The following is a 19,539-nucleotide window of genomic DNA, read 5'->3' as shown; positions in this document are numbered from 1 at the left end:
ATATTAGTTAATTTAAAATGATAAGGAAATGAATGCGATTGAGCCAACAACAAAACCAACAGAGCCTGAATGTTACTTTTCTAAATTTAGAGAAAATACAGTAGGAATTGACCATACTTTCGAATCGGTTTACGGAGAACAAAATCTGGTTTATGCAGATTGGGTTGCCAGCGGAAGATTATACCATCCGATCGAAGATATAATGCTCAATAAAATTGGTCCAATGATTGCCAATACGCATTCACTTTCAAGTCAGACAGGAAAAACGTCTACTTATGCTTATCAGCATGCGAGAGATATTATTAAAAAATTGGTTAATGCCAATGATTCGGATGTTTTGGTAACAACTGGAAGCGGTATGACGGCAGCTTTATCAAAACTGCAGCGTATTATGGCGCTTCGAACAAAATCGGAAGAAGACAGACCTGTGGTTTTTATTACGCACATGGAACATCATTCTAATCAGGTTTCGTGGTATGAGACCAATGCAGAGGTAATTATTCTTCCGCCTGATGAGAACAATTTAGTCGACCCAAATGTTCTTGCTGAAACGATTAAAAAATATGCAAACAGAAGCTTAAAAATAGGTTCGTTTACGGCTTGTTCGAACGTTACAGGAATTATTACGCCTTATCACGAATTAGCCAAAATCATGCACCAAAACGGCGGACTTTGTTTTGTAGATTTTGCAGCTTCGGCGCCGTATGTCAAAATCGATATGCATCCAAAAGATCCAGAAGAACAATTGGACGCTATTTTCTTTTCTCCGCATAAATTTTTAGGAGGACCTGGAACTTGTGGTATTTTGGTTTTCAATGAAAAATTATACCAATCTGATTTTCCGGATAATCCGGGCGGAGGAAATGTAAAATGGACCAATCCGCTAGGAAAATATTGTTACAGCGATGTAATAGAAGTGAGAGAAGATGGTGGTACGCCTGGATTTCTTCAAGTTATTAGAACAGCATTGGCTTTAGAATTAAAAGAGCAAATGGGCGTGGAGAAAATCAAAGAAAGAGAAAAAGAACTGCTTGATCTTTGTTTTTCAAGACTTCAAAAAATAGAAGGTTTATCGATTTTAGGAGATCTAACTACAGAACGAATTGGCTGTGTTTCTTTTGTTATTGAAGATATTCATTATAATTTGATCGTAAGGCTTTTAAATGACCGTTTCGGAATTCAGGTTCGCGGAGGCTGGTCGTGTGCGAGTACTTATGCGCATTATCTGTTTAATATCAACGAAAAGAAATCGGCTGAAATTACCAATGAATTATTGCAGCGAAATCAAACCAATAAACCAGGTTGGGTGCGTTTGTCACTGCATCCGATTATGAGCAATGAAGAGCTTTTTTATACCTGCGATGCAATTGAAAAAGTAGCTCTGAATTATAAAAAATGGAAAAAAGATTATGAATATAATCCGGTTTCAAATGAATTTGAAAATCCGGAAATTAAAGATACCATCGCAAGAGAAGTAAACGAATGGTTTAAGTTAGTTTAAGTATAGTTAGTTAAGTTCTAAACCTGACAGGTTTTTAAAACCTGTCAGGTTTCCAATGAGATAATATTCCGTAGGAATATCTCGTCGGTAGAAAAAAAATGGTTGTGTTTTACGTTGTGTCCTGTAGGGACACCTGTATAATTGAATTATGTATCTGCGCTCTTAATCAGACGTTCCTACGGAACGTGCAAATGTGCGTTGAAATCTGATTCTACCAACCAGACATTCCTAACGGAATGTTTTTTAGAATTATTTATGCGACTCGATAATCTTCTCTCTATGCGCCAATCCCCAATTGACTAAGGTTTCTGTAACAGGAAGCACGGATTTTCCATATTCGGTAATGGCGTAAACGACAGTTGCAGGTTTGGTATTTTGTTCGGCTCTGGTAATAAGTAAATTGGTTTCCAGTTCTTTGAGTTCTTTGCTGAGCATTTTAGCCGAAATACCATCAATTTCACGTTGCATTTTTTTAAAATGAATCACCTGATGCGTTCTATTGGTTAAAAACCTTAGAATCATCAATTTCCATTTACCGCCCAAAACATCAAGACTGTCACGCATTGCCATAAGTTCTTCAGAACAATTGGCCTCGCGAAGTACTCCGTTATCGTTAATTTTTGCCATACTAGTTTCTCTTTGGTAACCGGTTACCTTGGGTTAACCCATAACAAAAATAAGGCATTACGGCGATACTTTTGTAAACTAAAATGATAAAAATGAAAGCAATTGTATTACAGGAAAACCGTGAATTTAAACTGGAAACAGTGGTAATTCCACAACCAGAATCGCATCAGATTCAGGTAAAAATTATGGCTTCAGGATTTAATCCGATTGATTATCAAATGACCGAAAACGGTTCTGAAAGGAAGCTGATACATTCGCCAATTTTAGGAAGAGAATTTTCTGGAATTATAACAGCAATTGGTGATGAGGTAACGGAGCTTAAAATTGGAGACGCTGTTTTCTGCGGCTCTGGAAGTATGGGATCAAACGGTACTTATGCCGAATATATTTGTGTCCCAGCAGGAATTGCAGTAAAGAAACCACAGAATATTTCTTTTGAAGAAGCGGCAGGAATTCCATCAGCTGGACTCACGGCTTTGCAATCTTTTAAGCGAATGAACGCTTCTTTAACCGATTCGATATTAATTACGGGCGGTGCTGGTGGAGTAGGGAATGTTTTTATGAAACTGCTTATTGCTAAAGGTTTTACCAATTTTGTGGTTACAGCTGGAAACGAAGAAAGTATCGCTTCTTTGATAAATCTTGGCGTTAAACAAGAACAAATCATTAATTATCGAAAAGAAGAAATTTACGAAGCCGCTTTTTCTTTAAACGGAAATAAAAAATTTGATATCGCCGTTGATTTAGTTGGAAATCATGTTGCAGAAATTGCTGCAAAACTTTTAAAAATAAACGGAAAGTATATTGATGTCACAAATTTTTCTACCCCAGAATCGCGTGGAATTCTCTTTTCGAGAGGTGCTACAATTCATAATATTTCAAATTATGCGTATGGAGTTGAAAAACAATACGATTACTATAAAAACGGATTAACAGAGTTGAGTGATTTATTAGAAAATGAAATAATTACACCGCCAAATATTAATGTAATTGGAGGGTTGAGCCAAGAAACAGTAGATAAAGCACTTACTATTTTGAGAGAAAACAAAACCAGTGGCAGAAAATTAATAATGCAGATTAATCAAGAATGAGAACAATACCAAGAAGAATCGTAACAGGTTTACGAGACGGAAAATCGATTATAGAACAAGATGAAATCGTTTCGAATGTGTCGGAACATTTTCCAGGATTAATCATTTCAGATATCTGGTCGACAGATACGACGCCAGCAAGATTTGAGGAGAAAATTATTGAAAATACCGCTTTTCCAAATACGCCTAAAAACGGAAGTTATTTTCGTTATGTCCAGATTCCGCCCGACAAAGATTTAGGAATTGTTGCTCTCGAAGGAGAGCCACATCCGTTAATGCATCAGACTGATACTTTAGATTACATTATCATTATTTCGGGTGAAATTTATTTGATTGTAGACGAAGAAGAGACTTTACTGCAAGCTGGAGATATTGTAATTCAGCGCGGAACCAATCACGCTTGGAGCAATCGATCGGATTCGCCTTGTATTCAATTGGCGATCTTATTGGATGCCACAAAAGCAAAATAATGTAAATTACACGCCGATAACTACATTTTGATTTATTTGTAAAATTGCAATGATCTCATTTGATTGTTGCAATTTTTTTTTGGTTTAAAATAGGCATAGAAACCTTTGAAGTTGTTCCATTTTATAAAATGAAACAATTTTGAGTGTTTATACTATAAAGTATTGAATAAGAATTGTTTAAATTTATACGAAAATCATAATGTTGGAATAGCAGAATCCAAATTAACCATCGTAATTTTTCCGCCTAGCTAAAATTTAATTCTCTCGAAAGTTCTGCTAATGTTGATTGCAAATTTCCCAAAAGTGCAAAATTAAATCAATATCATCTCATGAGCTATTGGCGGTTTAAAGTTTTTCGTTTAAAGCATTTAGCTCTTTTTTTATTGAGCTGCAGCCTCAATGTAAGTTTTGCGCAGCAGGATACGATCAGTCTGGCGTCTGCTAAAAAAATAAGATTGGATGAAGCCATTTTATTGGGCATTAAAAACAACCGGCAATTAAAATTGGCCAATGCAGATTTGGCTATTGCAAATGAAAATGTCAGTCAGGCCAAAATTGCCAAAGCGCCAAGAATAAGTTTAAACGGTGGATACAATTATATTGGTGATCCTAAAATCTATGAAGGATTTTATGCCAGAAATGTTACCGTAGATTATTACGATCATCAAGGTTTTGCCAATATTGTTTCTTCACTCCCAATTTACGCTGGAAATGCCATAAACACTAGAATTAATCAGCAGGAATTAATCAGTGAAATGCAGGAATCTGCTGTAAAAATGACAGAAGCCGATGTCAAGAATGCGATTACAGAACAATATTTTACACTTGAGAAATTATATCGTCAGATTGAGGTTACCAAACAGAATATTATTAATACCGATATTCGAATAAATCAGCTAAAATCACGTGTAAAAAATGGTCAGAACCTTACGAGTGATCTCTTGAGAACCGAGTTGCAGCAATCTAATTTTAAGGTTTCGGTTTTTAGAAGCACCAATACGATTGAGCTGATTAGCAATTATCTGGATATTTTAATCGGTTTTCCAACCAATACGATTCTGAAGCCAGAAGTAACGGAAAGCATGATTCCGACAGAAAATATGAACCTGCAGCAAAGTTTGGAAGAAGCTTTTCTGAACAGGGAAGAGATGAAACGGGCAGATATAAGAATCAAGTTGTCTGAATCGTCACTAAGTCTCACCAAAAGCGGATTTAAGCCAAGCTTAAATGCAAATGTTATTCTGAATACCGAATATCCAGCGCAGTGGCCCAATTATGTAAACATTCTCAATTATTGGGCGGCGGGACTTTCTTTGAATTGGGATATTTCGAGTTTCTATAATCTGAAACATCGCATTAGCGGCGATAAACTGGAAATCGATAAAAGTAATATAGCCCTAGAAGTTACCAAAGACCAGATTACGACCGAAGTTAAAAATGCTTATGTGAGATATGCAGAAAGCAAAGAAAATATCAAAACCTACAAAAAAGATGTGGAGTTGTCGATGAGCAATTATAAAATTGTAAAAAGCCGTTACGACAACGATTTTGCTTTAATCAGCGAGATTGTTGATGCAGAATTACAGCTGAACAACTCTCGAATTTCACTTGTAAACGCCAATTTAGATTTAATCATTCAATATTACTCACTTCAATATGCAATGGGTAAACTTTAATACATCTTGTTATGAGCGAAACAGATACACAAAACGGAGCAGTTCAGAAAAATGAAAAAAGAAGAAACACAATTCTAACGGTATTGTCATTTGTTTTTTTGATTGCGGGCGGATTGTGGATTTTAAGTTTATTCTTTGATTTTAGTTCTTATGAAACCACCAATAATGCTCAGGTTGAAGCTTACATCAATAATGTTGTGGCAAGAGCGACTGGACATATAAAAGAAATACGATTTGAAGCCAATCAGAAGGTGCAGAAAGGAGATACATTGGTTGTTTTAGACGATTCCGAATATATCATTAAGGTCAAACAAGCAGAAGCGGATCTGGCTATAGCCGAAGGAAATCTGCATTCGCTACAGCAGAATATAACGACTTCTATTTCTAATCAGGCTTCGGGAAAAGAGAAATTGGCTGGGGATTTGGCGAGTTTAGACAAAGCGCAAAAAGATTATCAGCGTTTCAAAAATATGTACGCCGATTCGGCCGTAACGCTGAATCAGTACGATCAGGTTATTTCTAAATTAAAATCAGAAGAAGCTTATGTCAAGGCAGGAAAAAAAGGTTTGGATGCCAGCAGTTCTATTACCAAACAAAGTTCGATTAATCTTGAAGCAGCCACAGCCACAGTTGCCAGAAAGAAAGCAGATCTTGATGCGGCAAAACTTCAGTTATCATATACTATTATTACCGCTCCTACGAGTGGTTTTGTTGGCGAACGAAATTTGTCTATTGGAGAATTAATCAATGCCAATCAAACCATTGCGACAATTGTACTGAATGAAAAATTATGGATTTCGGCCAATTTTAAAGAAACTCAAATCGAAAAAATAAAACAGGGACAAGAAGTAACCATTACAATTGATGCCTTGGATGGAAAAGAGTTTAAAGGAAAAGTAGCTGGATTTTCTCCTGCTACGGGAGCTAAATTCTCAATGGTAGAACCTGATAATTCGACTGGAAATTTTGTCAAAATCACCCAACGAATCCCAGTTAAAATTGAATTTGAAACTCCCACAAAAGAGCTTCAGGAAGTTAGACCCGGAATGAATGTAACAGTTGATGTAAAAAAATAAGAGATGTTTGCAGGAAAAAAAGGAAGCGTTTTTACACTGACAGGATTGTATATCCTGACGATTCCTTTTTTTAACGGACTCAATGTTACGACTTATGATAATTCGCAGATATTAGGACATTTTGGATCTTCTACGACTGCTTTTAGTTATACGGTTTACGTTCCGATTTTTGTCATGCTGGCTTTTCTGCCTTTAGGTTTGAAATTAGGAAAACAAATCAAGGTTAGAACCATGATTTTATCGGTTTCATTTTTATCGTTAATCTTCAATACCGCTTCATTGTTTGCACCAACAATTGCTTGGTTTGTTGTATGTCGTTCTCTTTTGGCAATGGTTTCAGTCATTGGAATATTTGCTTCGATGGTGCCTATTTTATTAAAATACAATCCCGCTTTAAATATGGCTTTGCTGTACGGCATTTTTCAGTTTATACAAAAAGGAAGCCAGCATTTGTATCAATATTTAGGAGCGCATTTTGTAAGTTTTCATAATTGGACGTTTGGAATTTATTTCCTGAATGTCAATTTTTTGATTTGCATTCTTTTGGCTTGGTATTTTTACAAAGCCGATGTGGCACCCATGAAAACCAAATTCCAATTTGATTGGCGAGGTTGGATCATCCTGATTTTGTTTTTTGCAATTATTCTTTTTTTATGTGCCGAAGGGCAGACCCGAAATTGGTTTAGTGATCCAAAAATAACGCTGGCTTTTGCAGTTTTATTTATTGTGGCAGGAATCTATCTGCTTCACGTTCGTTTTACCACTGAACCTTTAATTAATCTAGACGTTTACAAGTTTAAAAACGTTATTCCAGGTGCGTTTTTAATGTTTTATATCGGAATAATAAACGGAACTGGAAGTGTCGTAACAGGCTATATGACCAATATTCTAGGCTTTGATTCTGTTTTGGGAGCAGTAACACATCTTTCACTTTTGATTGGGTTGTGCATTTCGATTCCGCTTTCGACTTATCTTTTATACAAACGCATTTATCTGGCTACGATTTGGGTAATTGGTTTTGCCTGCTACGGAATGTATCATATTATACTTTTTTTCAGATTCTATCCCGGAATCGATGCATCGGATTTTTATCTGCCCTTAATTTTTAAAGGATTTGGAATGGGGTTTCTTTTCCCTGTTTCGCTATTATACATTTCAGAAGGAATTCCTCCTTTTTTAAGCACATCGCGCATGATGACTGGAATCATCGCTCAGGCTGTTTTTGCCTCTTTACTTGGAGGCGCTGTTCTCGGGACTTTTATTTCGAATATGAATGTACAGCATAAAACAGGTTTAAGTCAGCAGTTGAGTCCGCTAAATAAACAAGCCGAACAACAGTTGGAAAACTCAAAAAGGCAATTTTTATTTATGGGATTATCAGATGCTGAAGCGCAGAAAAAAGCCGAGAAAAGTCTTTCGAATCAAACCTCTCAAACTTCTATGTTATTGGCATACAAAGATATTTATCTGGTAATGTCGGCAGTTTGTTTTCTGCCCATTTTTATTATTCTGCTTTTCAAACTTTGGCGAAGACCAATTGGAAGGGTAGAAGTAGAGCCGATACCGATTTGAGGGTGGAGAGGAAAGAAGCAAGCAAGAGTAAAGAATATAGAATATAGAATTTGTCCTTAGGCTTGATATTGGAATTTGGAATTTAGAATTTAGTTTTTGGAATTTGCCCTTAGGCTTAGGCTTCAGGATTGGAATTTGGAATTTAGTTTTTGGAATTTATCCTTAGGCTTCGGGATTGGAATTTGGAATTTGGAATTTAATATTTAGAATTTTGTATTATGATAGTTAAAAAAAGCCGTTTTTTATATCGCTTTTGGACACAAGAAAGCGGACTGAGTGGTATGCTGATACTTCTGTTTATGATGCATTTTATTGTCATTCCGTTTTTTGGCAGTTATTCGCGTTTTATGGCAGCGGTAAATATATTTTGGATGCTGTTTCTCTTTGCGGGAATTATAGCTTTATCCAAACATAAAAAACAGGCTTTTCTTATTTCCATAATTCCCTTTTTATTTATTATAACGCAATGGATTAATTATTTCGAACATAATATTTTCATCCTTTTTGCGGATCTCATTCTTTCAGTTGCGATTATGCTGCTTTTGATCACTTTGGTTTTAATGAAAGTTTTAGAACCCGGACCAGTAACTACTTATCGAATTGTGGGTTCAATTGTGGTATATATGATTCTAGTTCACTTTTGGTCTACACTTTATTTATTTCTATTTCAGCATATTGAAGGCGCTTTCCAAATAACCGAATCTAAATTTTCAAGTAATAGCGATCTGGCTAGTTTTATGTATTTCAGTTATGTCTGTATCACATCGACGGGTTTTGGCGAAATCGTACCTCTACATCCTTTGGCTCGTTCGCTAGTTCAGATTGAAGTGCTTACAGGTGTTCTGTATCCCGTAATCTTAATCGGAAGACTGGTTTCAGATGCCAATTTTGCTGTTAATAAGACGGGGAAGAATAAAGAGTAAAGAATATAGAATATAGAGTAAAGACACAAGAGTCAAGATTTATAGAGGAGAATTGATTTATCATTTACAATTCACAACTCACAATTTACCATTCACCATTAAAAACAATAACCATGAAAACAACCAATTCGAATAAAAAGAAAGAGCTTTTCGATACTATTTTGCAGTTATTTTTCATTTTTCTCCTTGTGGGATTTTGTCTTAAGTTGCTACTGCCTTTTTTTATGCCTATTCTTTGGGCGGTAATACTTTCGGTTGTGTTTTATCCGTTGTTTAATTCGCTGCAGCGAATATTAAAAGGACGCAAAGCACTGGCATCGGTTGTTATTACTATTTTGCTTATTGCCATAATGGTGGTGCCTCTAATCTATTTCTTGAAAGCGGCAGCTGGTAATTTTATAGAACTAAAAAACAGTTTTGAAGCAGGAACATTAAAAATTACTCCGCCAGGAGCTTCTATAAAAGAGTGGCCGATAATTGGTAAACCGCTCTACGAATTTTTACTTTCGTTATCAACAGATTTGGAACAGAGCGTTGTGAAGTATCAAGATCAGATACGAGAATTGTCGTCTAAAATCATGGCCAGTATTTTGAGTTCTGGTGCGGCATTTCTTCAGTTTATTTTATCGGTTATTATTGCGGGAGTTTTATTAGTATCCCCAGGTGGTAAAACTTTCTTTATGAAATTCCTTAGAAAAATTGCAGGAAGTGAAGCCGAAGAAATTATGACCATTTCGGTTTCAACTATTTACCAAGTGGTTAAAGGTATTTTGGGAGTTGCCGTTATTCAGACCATTATTCAGGCAATTGGATTGTTTTGGGCCGATATTCCATACGCTGGAATTTTGACGTTGATCTGTCTGATATTTTCTATTTTACAGATCGGACCCATTATAATTAATATTGGTGTTATTATTTACCTTTTTTCAACAGGAGATTCTGGTTATGCTATTTTTTGGACGGTGTTTTTCATTATCAGCGGATTATCAGATAATGTTCTAAAACCATTATTACTAGGAAAAGGCGCTCTTGTGCCTATGCTTGTTATTTTTCTAGGTGTAATTGGCGGATTTATCATGTCGGGCTTTATCGGATTGTTTGTTGGACCCATTGTGTTTTCAATAGGCTACAAACTCTTTGTTGCTTGGCTGGATGATAATTCAGAACCCATTGAAAAACCTGTAGAAGATGTTGAAATTAGTTAATTGTTAATTGTAAGATGTGATAGGTGCTATGCAAGTATTTTCTAATTTTCACTTTGTACCCTTTCACATCTAACATTTCACATCTCAAAACTTTTTACATTTGAATTAACAATTCACAATTTATAATTCACAATTAAATAAAGTATTTTTGCAGGATTATAATTTTATCAAATGAAACGTTCAGGCACGGCAGATCTTCCTTTACATTATGGACATGTTCCATTATGGCTTGCTGAGCGAATGTCTAAACTTGGTTTTGCGATTGTAGAAACCATTGCAATGGAATTTTCGACTGCCGAAGTGATAAGTAAATTGAGTAATCCGTTTTGGTTTCAGAGTTTTGGAGCCGTTATGGGAATGGACTGGCATTCCTCTGGAATTACAACTTCGGTGCTTGGAGCACTGAAAAAATCGGTGAATCCGCACTCCAAAGAACTCGGAATTTATATCTGCGGAGGCAAAGGAAAACACTCGATGGCAACGCCGCAAGAGCTTTTATTTGTTGGCGAAAAAACAGGTCTCGACGGAATTAATCTTGCCAACTGCAGCAGGCTTACCGCTAAAGTTGACAATACTGCCATTCAGGACGGATTTCAATTGTATCAGCATAATTTTATTGTAGATAATAAAGGACAATGGGCTGTAATTCAGCAGGGAATGAATCCTGATTCTAGAACTGCCAGAAGATACCATTGGCATTCGCAAGATTTAAAGTCTTTTATAAACGAACCGCACACTTTTATTTATGGCGAAAATCAAGGTGCAATTTTAAATCTTACGGCCAATGCGGCCACAAAATCTCGTGAAGGTATTTTAGAATTGGTAAAAGAATCACCCGTTAAAATTATAAAAGAAATGCAGCATCTTTCTATGCCCGCGCATCACGATGTGAGAATGGAAGATGTGAATATGAAAAGATTGGGCGCAATGCTTTGGGCTACTCACGAAAACAAGCCAGAAGATTTTGAAGAGCTACTGCTTTTAAAAGGAATGGGACCAAGAGCTTTGCAGTCTTTGGCTTTGGTAAGCGAAATAATCTACGGAACTCCAACACGATTTGATGATCCAGCCCGTTTTTCTTTTGCACATGGCGGAAAAGACGGACATCCGTTTCCTGTTCCCGTTAAAATCTACGATGAAACAATAGACACGTTGCAAAGAGCTATTAATCGTGCTAAAATCGGGAATAGCGATAAATTGAGCGCTATTCAGAAACTATCTGAAATTTCAAGAAAAGCAGAAGAAAGTTTTACGCCAAATTCCAATTTTGATGCTCTTGTTCAAAGAGAAAGAGAGGAGTCGCATAAATATGGCGGAAGAACCATTTTTGGAGATGCGAAACCTCCAAAAAAGAAGCCTATAAACCCAAGCAATCAGCTGGAATTATTTTAAAGAATCATAATTATCTATCTGCCTTTAGTTATATAAAAATCTAATAATGTCACAAAACGAAAAATCAATCTATACCTTACAATTCATTTTACTTTGCTTGAGTTCCTTGTTGTTTTCATCAAGTTTTAATATGATGATACCTGAGCTTCCAAATTACTTAAGCAGTTTGGGAGGAGCAGAATACAAAGGACTTATTATTTCCTTATTTACCTTGACGGCTGCAATTTCTCGTCCGTTTAGCGGTAAACTTACCGATAAATGGGGACGCGTTCCAGTTATGGCAATAGGTTCTTCGGTATGTGTAATCTGCGGATTTCTGTATCCAATTTTGAGTTCTGTTTCAGGATTTTTATTGTTGCGTTTGGTACATGGTTTTTCAACTGGATTTAAACCAACATCAACTTCGGCTTATGTGGCCGATATTATTCCGCAACACAGATGGGGAGAAGCACTCGGAATGCACGGATTATGTTTTAGTATTGGCGGGGCGCTAGGACCAGCGTTGGGCAGTATGATTGTGAATTCGTACGGAATCAATATTATGTTTTATACTTCGTCGTTTTTGGCTTTCTTTTCCATTATTATCGTAATGAACATGAAAGAAACTCTTTTGACAAAAGAAAAATTGAACCGATCAATGTTCATTATAGGCAAAAATGATATTGTAGATAGAAATGTATTTCCAGCAGGAATTATCACTTTTCTTTCCTACACCGCTTTCGGACTTATTTTAACCTTAATTCCGGATTGGAGTGAGCATCTGGGAGCAACCAATAAAGGAATATTTTTTACTGCTTTTACGGTAGCTTCCGTTATGGTTCGTTTTGGCGCGGGAAAAGTTTCCGATAGACATGGCCGTCCAAAAGTGATCATGGCTGGATTAATCATCACTTCGATTGCTCTTTTTGTAATAAGTGCAGGAAGAGATATCAATATGTTATTAATCGGAGCCGGAATTTACGGAGTCGGTACCGGTATTTTGTCGCCAGCCATTAGCGCATGGACTATTGATATGAGTAATCCTGAACATAGAGGAAAGGCGGTCGCAACGATGTATATTTCGATGGAACTCGGAATCGGTTTGGGAGCTCTTTTAGGAGGAACTTACTATAACGATCAAATCAACCGTATACCGCAAATCATTAGATTTGATATCTTGGTGCTAATTCTAGGAATTGTATATCTTACTTATTGGGCGAGAAATAAAAGGAAAATCAAAGCATAATTTTATAGCGCCTTATTCTTTTTGAATCTTTAACTGCACTTTAAAATTACCATAATACGGATTGTCGGCCATTAAAGAATGTCCGATGACAAAAATATGCGTTCCTTTTTGTTTAAGCGGCATTTTCATGTCCATTCCGAAAGGGCCGTCTGAGGTTTTATCCGGAAAAATAATTTGATTAAAACGAATGTTTCCTTTTCCTGTATCTGGAATTATTTGAGCGTTTAATTTGCCCAAATCTTCATTTTTGAATTTGACATATATTTTTGAATTTAGAGAATCTAAATGTCCTTCGGCTGAAAACACATTTTCTTCATTCTTAAAATTCATGGAAATAGTGTCGCCAACTTGTTTATTCTCCTGCTTTTTTTCTTCTTGAACAACTGGCATCGGGGAGTCCGCAGAAGTTTTTTTGTTTTCCTTTTGCTGACATGAAAATAAGAAGACTGAGATTAGAAATAGAAACCAATTTTTCATAGCAGTATTTTTTAGCCTAACATTTCAAAACTTCCAGGTTTTTCCTCATTCTTATCGTATTCTCCTTCAATATCATTTAGCTCTTCTTCTTCCCAATCATTTTCATCATATTCTGAATCGAAATCATATTCAAGATTATCTTCCAATTCTCCAAGCTCTAGATTATAATGATTAGAGGCTGTCAGTCTATTGGTGTAGTCACCGTCTAAAAAGTCGTCATAATTTAGTAGTAGTTGTTCTTCATAAGAATTCATTTCAAATTCTTCAGATGCGTAATTTTCATATGTCATAATAATCGGTTTTAAAGGATGAATAATAATTATCTCTATCTTTTAGATTATTCTAAAATTACTGTCTTAAACTGCTAACTGTTTTATATAATTTTTTTATAGTATTGTCAAATTTTCATTTACCCTTAAATTTACCCAGAAAAAAGCAAAAATTTGAAAATGCGACTACTTTTTTAACTATAATACTGCTGTTCAATATTATTAAGATTAATCATATTGAATTTTATTCAAAAATGTTTACGAAATCCTTTGCGCTTTTTTTAACTTAATAATCTTTTGGCTTTTAACATTAAAATTGTTTAATATTGCGTTTTTGATCCTCACTTTTTATTAATTAATGTCTGTTTATAGCAAATATGCTGATCATATCTTATTAAATCTCCTTAAGGATGATGATCAATTGGCCTATACAGAAATTTTCGAAAGATATTCTAGACTTTTAGTAAATCATGCCTACAAAATGACTGGAAATCATGATGAAGCCAATGATGTTGTTCAGGAAGTTTTCTTGTTTATCTGGAACAAGCGTCGGGAGTTGGAAATCACAGGATCGTTATCTTCTTATTTATACAAAGCAACCAAAAACAGAATCTTGAATCATATTGCTCACGAGAAAGTAGTTTCTCGTTACGCAGATTCTTTTTCGAACTTTATTGAAAATGATTATGTTTTTGCAGATTCTAAACTCAGAGAAAAAGAATTGGAAGCTATTATTGAAAGCGAAATTGCTTTACTTCCTGAAAAAATGCGTGAAGTTTTTCTTTTAAGAAAAGTAGAAGAACTTTCATACGACGAAATTGCACTTCAATTAAACATAACAGACAAAACGGCTAAACAGCAAGTTTATAATTCGCTAAAAATTCTTCGCGGAAAGCTAAAATCGGCGCTGAATGTTTTTGTCTGGTAAATTTTTCTTGTTCTTTTTGTTAAATTTTAAAATAAAATCTACTCATAAAAGCCTCATTAATAAAGAGAAACTAACGTTTCGATGAATTTATTAATGATAAATTAATATTTTTTTGATTTTCATCTATGACAAAACCCCTTTCTAACTGTCTTATTATAAAACAAGACAAAATTTCGTGTTGTAATTATGAATGAAACTGAATTTTTAGAACTGCTTAAAAAACATCAAAATGGCACTTTATCTGATGAAGATAAAGACAAACTTGATGCGTGGTATTTGCATAAAGCGGTAAATAGCAATAAACAGCTTAGCAAATACGAACTAGCAGATAGTTACGAACATTTGAAATCGAGACTTCCTTTAGCACAGCAAACAAAAGTGATTTCTCTTTGGCCGCGTATTGCCGCCGCTGCATCTATCGTGTTATTATTTGGTGCTGGAATATTCTATTTTACAAAATCGGAAGTAGGAGTAGAACAAGAAAATATTCAGGTTGTCGAAAAACCAAAAGAAATTGCCCCAGGCGGAAATAGAGGAATTTTAACGCTTTCGAACGGAAAGCAGATTGTACTTTCTGATATTTCTTCAAAAGATATTATTGCTAAAGAAGATCAAGATGAGGTAACCATTAAAATGGATGCCAATGGAGTGATTACTTATGTAATAAACCCAAATGCTAATGCTTCAGAAGAAGATGCAAATTCATTTAATACACTTTCGACCCCAACAGGCGGACAATATAATATTGTTTTGGCAGATGGAACAAAAGTATTCTTGAATGCTGTTTCGTCTATCAAATATCCGACTCAGTTTAATGGTGATCAAAGAATTGTTGAGCTAGAAGGAGAAGCTTATTTTGAAGTTGCTAAAAATAAAAGCAAGCCTTTCTTAGTAAAATCAGCGAACCAAACAATCGAAGTTTTAGGTACACATTTTAATGTCCATGCTTACAATAATGAATCTGTAGTAAAAACTACATTATTAGAAGGAAGTGTTGCCGTTTCTTCTAAAAATCAGAAAGCGATTTTAAAGCCAGGCCAACAATCCGATATATCTGAAAGTTCTAGTAAGATTGCCGTTAAAGAGGTCGATACCGAAGCTGCAATTGCTTGGAAAAACGGCCGATTTAAATTTGATAATGCCGATTTAAAATCTGTAATGAAACAATTGGAGCGCTGGTACGGAATTAAAGTCGAGTACCGTGGTGATGTCTCAGATGTGAGATTTAACGGAGGTACATTTAGAAATAAAAATTTGTCTGAGGTACTAAAAGTACTTGAGCTTAGTAATATAAAATTTAAGGTTGAAGGAAAAACGATTATTGTCTATCCGTAAGATCTTATTTAACCGATTATATTGAGTCTATAAACTAAAAAACCAGAGGCAGTTGCGATGCTTCTGGTTGTTTAAAAAGTTTATAGCCAATATAAGTTGTCCACTATTGTTTAACTATAACCAATGTAAATGTATGAAATTAAATTTACAACCAAAAAAACCTTACAAAAAACTTAAAAAAAAGATTCCCAAAGTTCATTTTTCTGCCCATTTATGGGCGTTATGCGCTGTTTTTATGGTGTTGTGCAGTTTTACTGGACAGGCACAGAATATTAGCATAAATTTTAAAGATGCTCCTTTAGAAAAAGTTCTGAAAGAAGTGGCAAAACAAGCCAATTACGAAGTTTTTTATACTCAGAAACTGCTTAAAGATTCAAAACCCGTTAGTATTAATGTTAAGAATACTAATGTAAAAGAAGCTTTAAATCAGATCTTTAAAAATCAGAATTTAAAATATACCATTACCAACCAAACTATTGTGGTAACTGCTTCAAAAGAAGAGGATCAGGGAAACGGATTAATAGATATACGAGGAAAGGTAGTAAATAATAGAAACGAACCTTTTCCTGGTGTATCTGTAACGATTTGGGGAACAAATAGGGTAAGCGTAACCGATTTTGATGGAAGTTTTGCTTTTGATGGCGTACCGTCAAATGGTGTTTTGGATTGTACAGGATTAACTATCGAAAAAAAATCTTTTGCCATTTCAGGACGTAAAGAATTAACTCTTGTGGTAGAAGACAAAGTTGCTGCGATGAAAGAAGTGGTGGTAACTGGTTTTCAAACCATTGCAAGAAGCAATTTTACTGGTGCAATTACAAAAGTGGATGAAAAGGTATTAAACGAAAATATCAATGCCGACTTAGCAAGTGCATTAGAGGGGCGTGTTGCAGGTTTAATGTTTCAGAAAAATCCAAGTGGTGCCGCAGCAGATAAACCTATTTTAAGAGGTATTGGTACTTTTTCTGTTGATCAAGTGGGTTACAGTCCACTTTTGGTAATTGATGGTTTGCCAACCCAATTGACTTTAAATGATATTAATCCGTATGATATCGAAAGTGTTGACGTTCTTAAAGATGCGGCGGCGGCTTCTATTTACGGTTCGAGAGCAGCAAATGGAATTATCGTTTTGACTACCAAAAAAGGAAACGGTAAACTGAAAGTTAGCATAAATTCAGATTTCTTTATCTCAAGCAAACCTAATTTGCGCGATATGAATTATGCTTCTACTAGCGATTTAATCGATTATGAACAAGCAGTTTATAATAGAGAAAGAGCAAGATATGCTGATACATCAACGATGTTTAACAGTTACGGTGATATTGGAAACTCGAGTATGAAATACTACAGTCCGCTTTATCAGTTAAACAGAAATTTGGAAGAAGGAAAAATTACCAATGCTGATTTTGATAGTACGATTGCCCAATGGAGAAAGAATGATTATATAAAAGACTATCATGACAATGTGTGGCAGAACGAATTTAGACAGCGTTACAATATTGCATTCTCTGGAAGTACATCCAAACAAAATACTTACGTTTCTCTTAATTATGATGAATCAAAAGAGAGAATTGTAAACAACAAAAGCCGATCATTTAACTTGTATGCCAAAAGCAGTTTTCAAATTAACAACTGGTTAAACGCAACATTTGGAGTAAACGGAACTTACAGCAATGATGAGAATACAGATGGTAGTTATAGCAATTACCATATTCAAAAAAGATATGAGCGTATTACAGACGATAACGGAAACCTTGTAATAGCTTCGTTTGTAGGCATTGCAGATGGATTTACTTCTGGAGGGATTATTAATCCAGCTGTAGCAGCAAAATTGTCAGGTTTGAGTGGTTTTAAATCGACAGAATTTAATGTTTTGAATTCGCTTAAAGAAGGTATCGAAGAACAAAATTCGTTAAGCTTAAGAACTTTTGCCAACATAAAAGCGAAATTATATAAAGGATTAAGCTTTAATACACAATTTCAGTACGAAGTAAGAAGAAACGACAACGAACAGTATTACGATGTTAACTCTTATAAAATGCGTTCTGCGATTAATTCTTTAACAGGATATAACCCAACTACAAATGCTTATACATATGTTGAAGGTTTTTCTACAGGAGGGCGCTACAAACAATTGAGCAGTCAGGCAAGTAACTATTCTTTTAGAAATCAGTTAGATTTTAATCAAGAATTTGGCGACGGCAAACATTCGGTAAATGCTTTGGCAGGTTTTGAAATGCGTGAAACTTTTCTTCCTAGAACCATCGAACAATTGCGTTATGGCTACGATCCTGTAACACTTTCTTCTGCCGTTATGAACAATCTTGCTCTGAGCCAAACTGGAGTGGCAAGCTACATTTATGGAAACAACAGAACTTTGGCAACTGTACCAAGAACACAGACAGAAATTTTGCATCGCTATTTTTCGGTTTTCAGTACAGCTAGTTATACTTATTTATCTAAATACAACATTACAGGAAGTTACCGTGTAGATAGAGCCGATTTGTTTGGAGTAGATCCAAAATATAAAAACCGTCCGTTATGGTCAGCAGGTTTAGGTTGGAATATTAGCAATGAGGATTTTATGAAAGAGGTAAAATGGGTTAATATGCTGAAGTTAAGAACGACTTACGGTATTAATGGTAATATTGACCAAAGTACAACACCTTATATTACAGCGACTAGAAGAAACGATAATCTATATCAGTCATTACAATATACCAATATTACGGCACAGCCTAACCCAATGTTAAGATGGGAAAAAACGCAAACGACGAATGTTGGAGTAGATTACAGCTTATTTAGAGGAAAGTTAAACGGTACTATTGATGTATACCGCAAATACAGTAGCGACTTATTGGCGACAACAGATTTAGATCCTACAGTTGGCGCTTTGTCAAGAAGAATTAATGCGGGTGGATTATTAAATAAAGGAATCGAATTTAGCGCAGGTTCTGAATGGTACAAAACAAATGATTTTCGTATCGCTTCTAATTTAATTTTTGCTTTCAATAAAACGACTGTAAAAGAAATTACAAGAGCAATGTCTACGGCTTCTGTTTACGTTAGTTCACCCGGAGATTATTTCTTGAAAGATGATACTTATAATAGTTTGTATGCTTACAAATATGGAGGAACTGTAAATGGGTATCCTTATGTATTAGATGAAAACGGAAATCCGTCAATCACTTTTGATGCAAATGGAAATCCAATATCAACCAGTATTAAAACAATTAATAGTCCAGAGGCTTTAGTAAATATGGGAAGCCTTGTTCCAACTTATACAGGTTCATTCTCACAGCGTTTTTCATATAAACAATTTGATTTGAATTTCTTGTTTGTTTTTTCTGGCGGAAACGTAATGCGTAAAGAAACGCTTGATATGGGATCAGATTTAGTAACGCTTTCAGGAATTGCAGATCGTTATACCGATACCAACCAAAATGGAAATACCCGTCTATATGTAGATTTTGACGAAAGTGTGAGAAATTATGCAAACACGATCAGCAGTCAGTGGAGAAATTCTGATGCCAATGTGGTAGATGGAGATTATATTAAACTTAGAAATATTTCTTTAAGTTATAATCTGCCAAAAGATTTTGCAAACAAAATTAAAATGACATCGGCAAAATTTACTTTCCAGATGAATAATATCTGGTACTGTAGTGCAGCTGGAAATCATATTGATCCAGAAGTTTATAGCGCAAATTCTGCAACACGTAATTTACCATTGCCAAAAACATATTTGTTTGGCTTTAATCTTACTCTTTAA

Annotated in this window: 16 protein-coding genes; 13 read left to right on the top strand and 3 right to left on the bottom strand. The window is 35.2% G+C overall.

The window, feature by feature from the left end:
* The first annotated feature begins 28 nt into the window (after nt 1-28).
* Nucleotides 29-1,501, top strand: a complete 1,473-nt coding sequence (locus SOM12_RS01955) for an aminotransferase class V-fold PLP-dependent enzyme (protein WP_320492195.1) — start codon at nt 29-31, stop codon at nt 1,499-1,501.
* Nucleotides 1,502-1,750: 249 nt separating this feature from the next.
* Here SOM12_RS01955 and SOM12_RS01950 read toward each other — a convergent pair whose 3' ends face one another.
* Nucleotides 1,751-2,128: a helix-turn-helix domain-containing protein gene (locus tag SOM12_RS01950; RefSeq protein WP_320492194.1), complete on the bottom strand. Its 378-nt coding sequence runs from the start codon at nt 2,126-2,128 to the stop codon at nt 1,751-1,753.
* A 92-nt stretch (nt 2,129-2,220) separates the two neighbouring features.
* Between SOM12_RS01950 and SOM12_RS01945 the strand changes: the two genes are divergently transcribed.
* The 9 genes from SOM12_RS01945 (at nt 2,221) to SOM12_RS01905 (ending at nt 12,758) form a co-directional block, all read left to right on the top strand.
* Nucleotides 2,221-3,219: an NADP-dependent oxidoreductase gene (locus SOM12_RS01945; RefSeq protein WP_320492193.1), complete on the top strand. Its 999-nt coding sequence runs from the start codon at nt 2,221-2,223 to the stop codon at nt 3,217-3,219.
* Nucleotides 3,216-3,689 (top strand): cupin domain-containing protein, encoded by a 474-nt coding sequence (locus tag SOM12_RS01940; RefSeq protein ID WP_095928975.1) that lies wholly within the window; start codon nt 3,216-3,218, stop codon nt 3,687-3,689. The genes SOM12_RS01945 and SOM12_RS01940 overlap by 4 nt, the downstream gene beginning before the upstream one ends.
* 329 nt (nt 3,690-4,018) lie before the next feature.
* Nucleotides 4,019-5,365: a TolC family protein gene (locus tag SOM12_RS01935; protein WP_095928974.1), complete on the top strand. Its 1,347-nt coding sequence runs from the start codon at nt 4,019-4,021 to the stop codon at nt 5,363-5,365.
* Between the two features lie 11 nt (nt 5,366-5,376).
* Entirely contained in the window at nt 5,377-6,441 is a 1,065-nt protein-coding gene (locus tag SOM12_RS01930) for an HlyD family secretion protein (protein WP_095928973.1), read from the top strand.
* Nucleotides 6,442-6,444: 3 nt separating this feature from the next.
* Entirely contained in the window at nt 6,445-8,013 is a 1,569-nt protein-coding gene (locus SOM12_RS01925; protein ID WP_320492192.1) for an MFS transporter, read from the top strand.
* A gap of 218 nt (nt 8,014-8,231) precedes the next feature.
* Nucleotides 8,232-8,936, top strand: coding sequence for an ion channel (locus tag SOM12_RS01920; RefSeq protein WP_320492191.1), 705 nt, complete (start codon nt 8,232-8,234; stop codon nt 8,934-8,936).
* 113 nt (nt 8,937-9,049) lie between these two features.
* Nucleotides 9,050-10,141 carry an AI-2E family transporter gene (locus tag SOM12_RS01915; RefSeq protein ID WP_320492190.1) on the top strand — a complete coding sequence of 364 codons (1,092 nt, stop codon included), beginning with the start codon at nt 9,050-9,052 and terminating at the stop codon, nt 10,139-10,141.
* Between the two features lie 171 nt (nt 10,142-10,312).
* Nucleotides 10,313-11,533: a DUF763 domain-containing protein gene (locus tag SOM12_RS01910; RefSeq protein ID WP_320492189.1), complete on the top strand. Its 1,221-nt coding sequence runs from the start codon at nt 10,313-10,315 to the stop codon at nt 11,531-11,533.
* 46 nt (nt 11,534-11,579) lie between these two features.
* A complete protein-coding gene (locus SOM12_RS01905; protein WP_320492188.1) occupies nt 11,580-12,758 on the top strand; it encodes an MFS transporter in 1,179 nt (392 codons plus the stop codon).
* 12 nt (nt 12,759-12,770) lie between these two features.
* Here SOM12_RS01905 and SOM12_RS01900 read toward each other — a convergent pair whose 3' ends face one another.
* Together SOM12_RS01900 and SOM12_RS01895 are read right to left on the bottom strand one after the other, a co-directional pair.
* Nucleotides 12,771-13,235, bottom strand: a complete 465-nt coding sequence (locus SOM12_RS01900) for a hypothetical protein (protein WP_095928967.1) — start codon at nt 13,233-13,235, stop codon at nt 12,771-12,773.
* 11 nt (nt 13,236-13,246) lie between these two features.
* Nucleotides 13,247-13,525, bottom strand: a complete 279-nt coding sequence (locus SOM12_RS01895) for a hypothetical protein (protein WP_095928966.1) — start codon at nt 13,523-13,525, stop codon at nt 13,247-13,249.
* 337 nt (nt 13,526-13,862) lie between these two features.
* Between SOM12_RS01895 and SOM12_RS01890 the strand changes: the two genes are divergently transcribed.
* The 3 genes from SOM12_RS01890 to SOM12_RS01880 all read left to right on the top strand — a co-directional run bounded on the left by SOM12_RS01890 (nt 13,863) and on the right by SOM12_RS01880 (nt 19,539).
* The gene (locus tag SOM12_RS01890; protein ID WP_095928965.1) at nt 13,863-14,432 is read left to right on the top strand and encodes an RNA polymerase sigma factor; all 570 of its coding nucleotides are present in this window, start codon (nt 13,863-13,865) and stop codon (nt 14,430-14,432) included.
* A gap of 186 nt (nt 14,433-14,618) precedes the next feature.
* Nucleotides 14,619-15,767: a FecR family protein gene (locus tag SOM12_RS01885; RefSeq protein ID WP_320492187.1), complete on the top strand. Its 1,149-nt coding sequence runs from the start codon at nt 14,619-14,621 to the stop codon at nt 15,765-15,767.
* A gap of 133 nt (nt 15,768-15,900) precedes the next feature.
* On the top strand, nt 15,901-19,539 hold the full coding sequence (locus SOM12_RS01880) for a SusC/RagA family TonB-linked outer membrane protein (protein ID WP_320492186.1): 3,639 nt from the start codon (nt 15,901-15,903) through the stop codon (nt 19,537-19,539).

Source organism: Flavobacterium sp. CFBP9031 (genome assembly GCF_034044945.1).
GTDB lineage: Bacteria > Bacteroidota > Bacteroidia > Flavobacteriales > Flavobacteriaceae > Flavobacterium.
The sequence above is the reverse complement of the archived record's forward strand: the minus strand, read 5'-3'. Positions and strand labels throughout refer to the sequence as shown.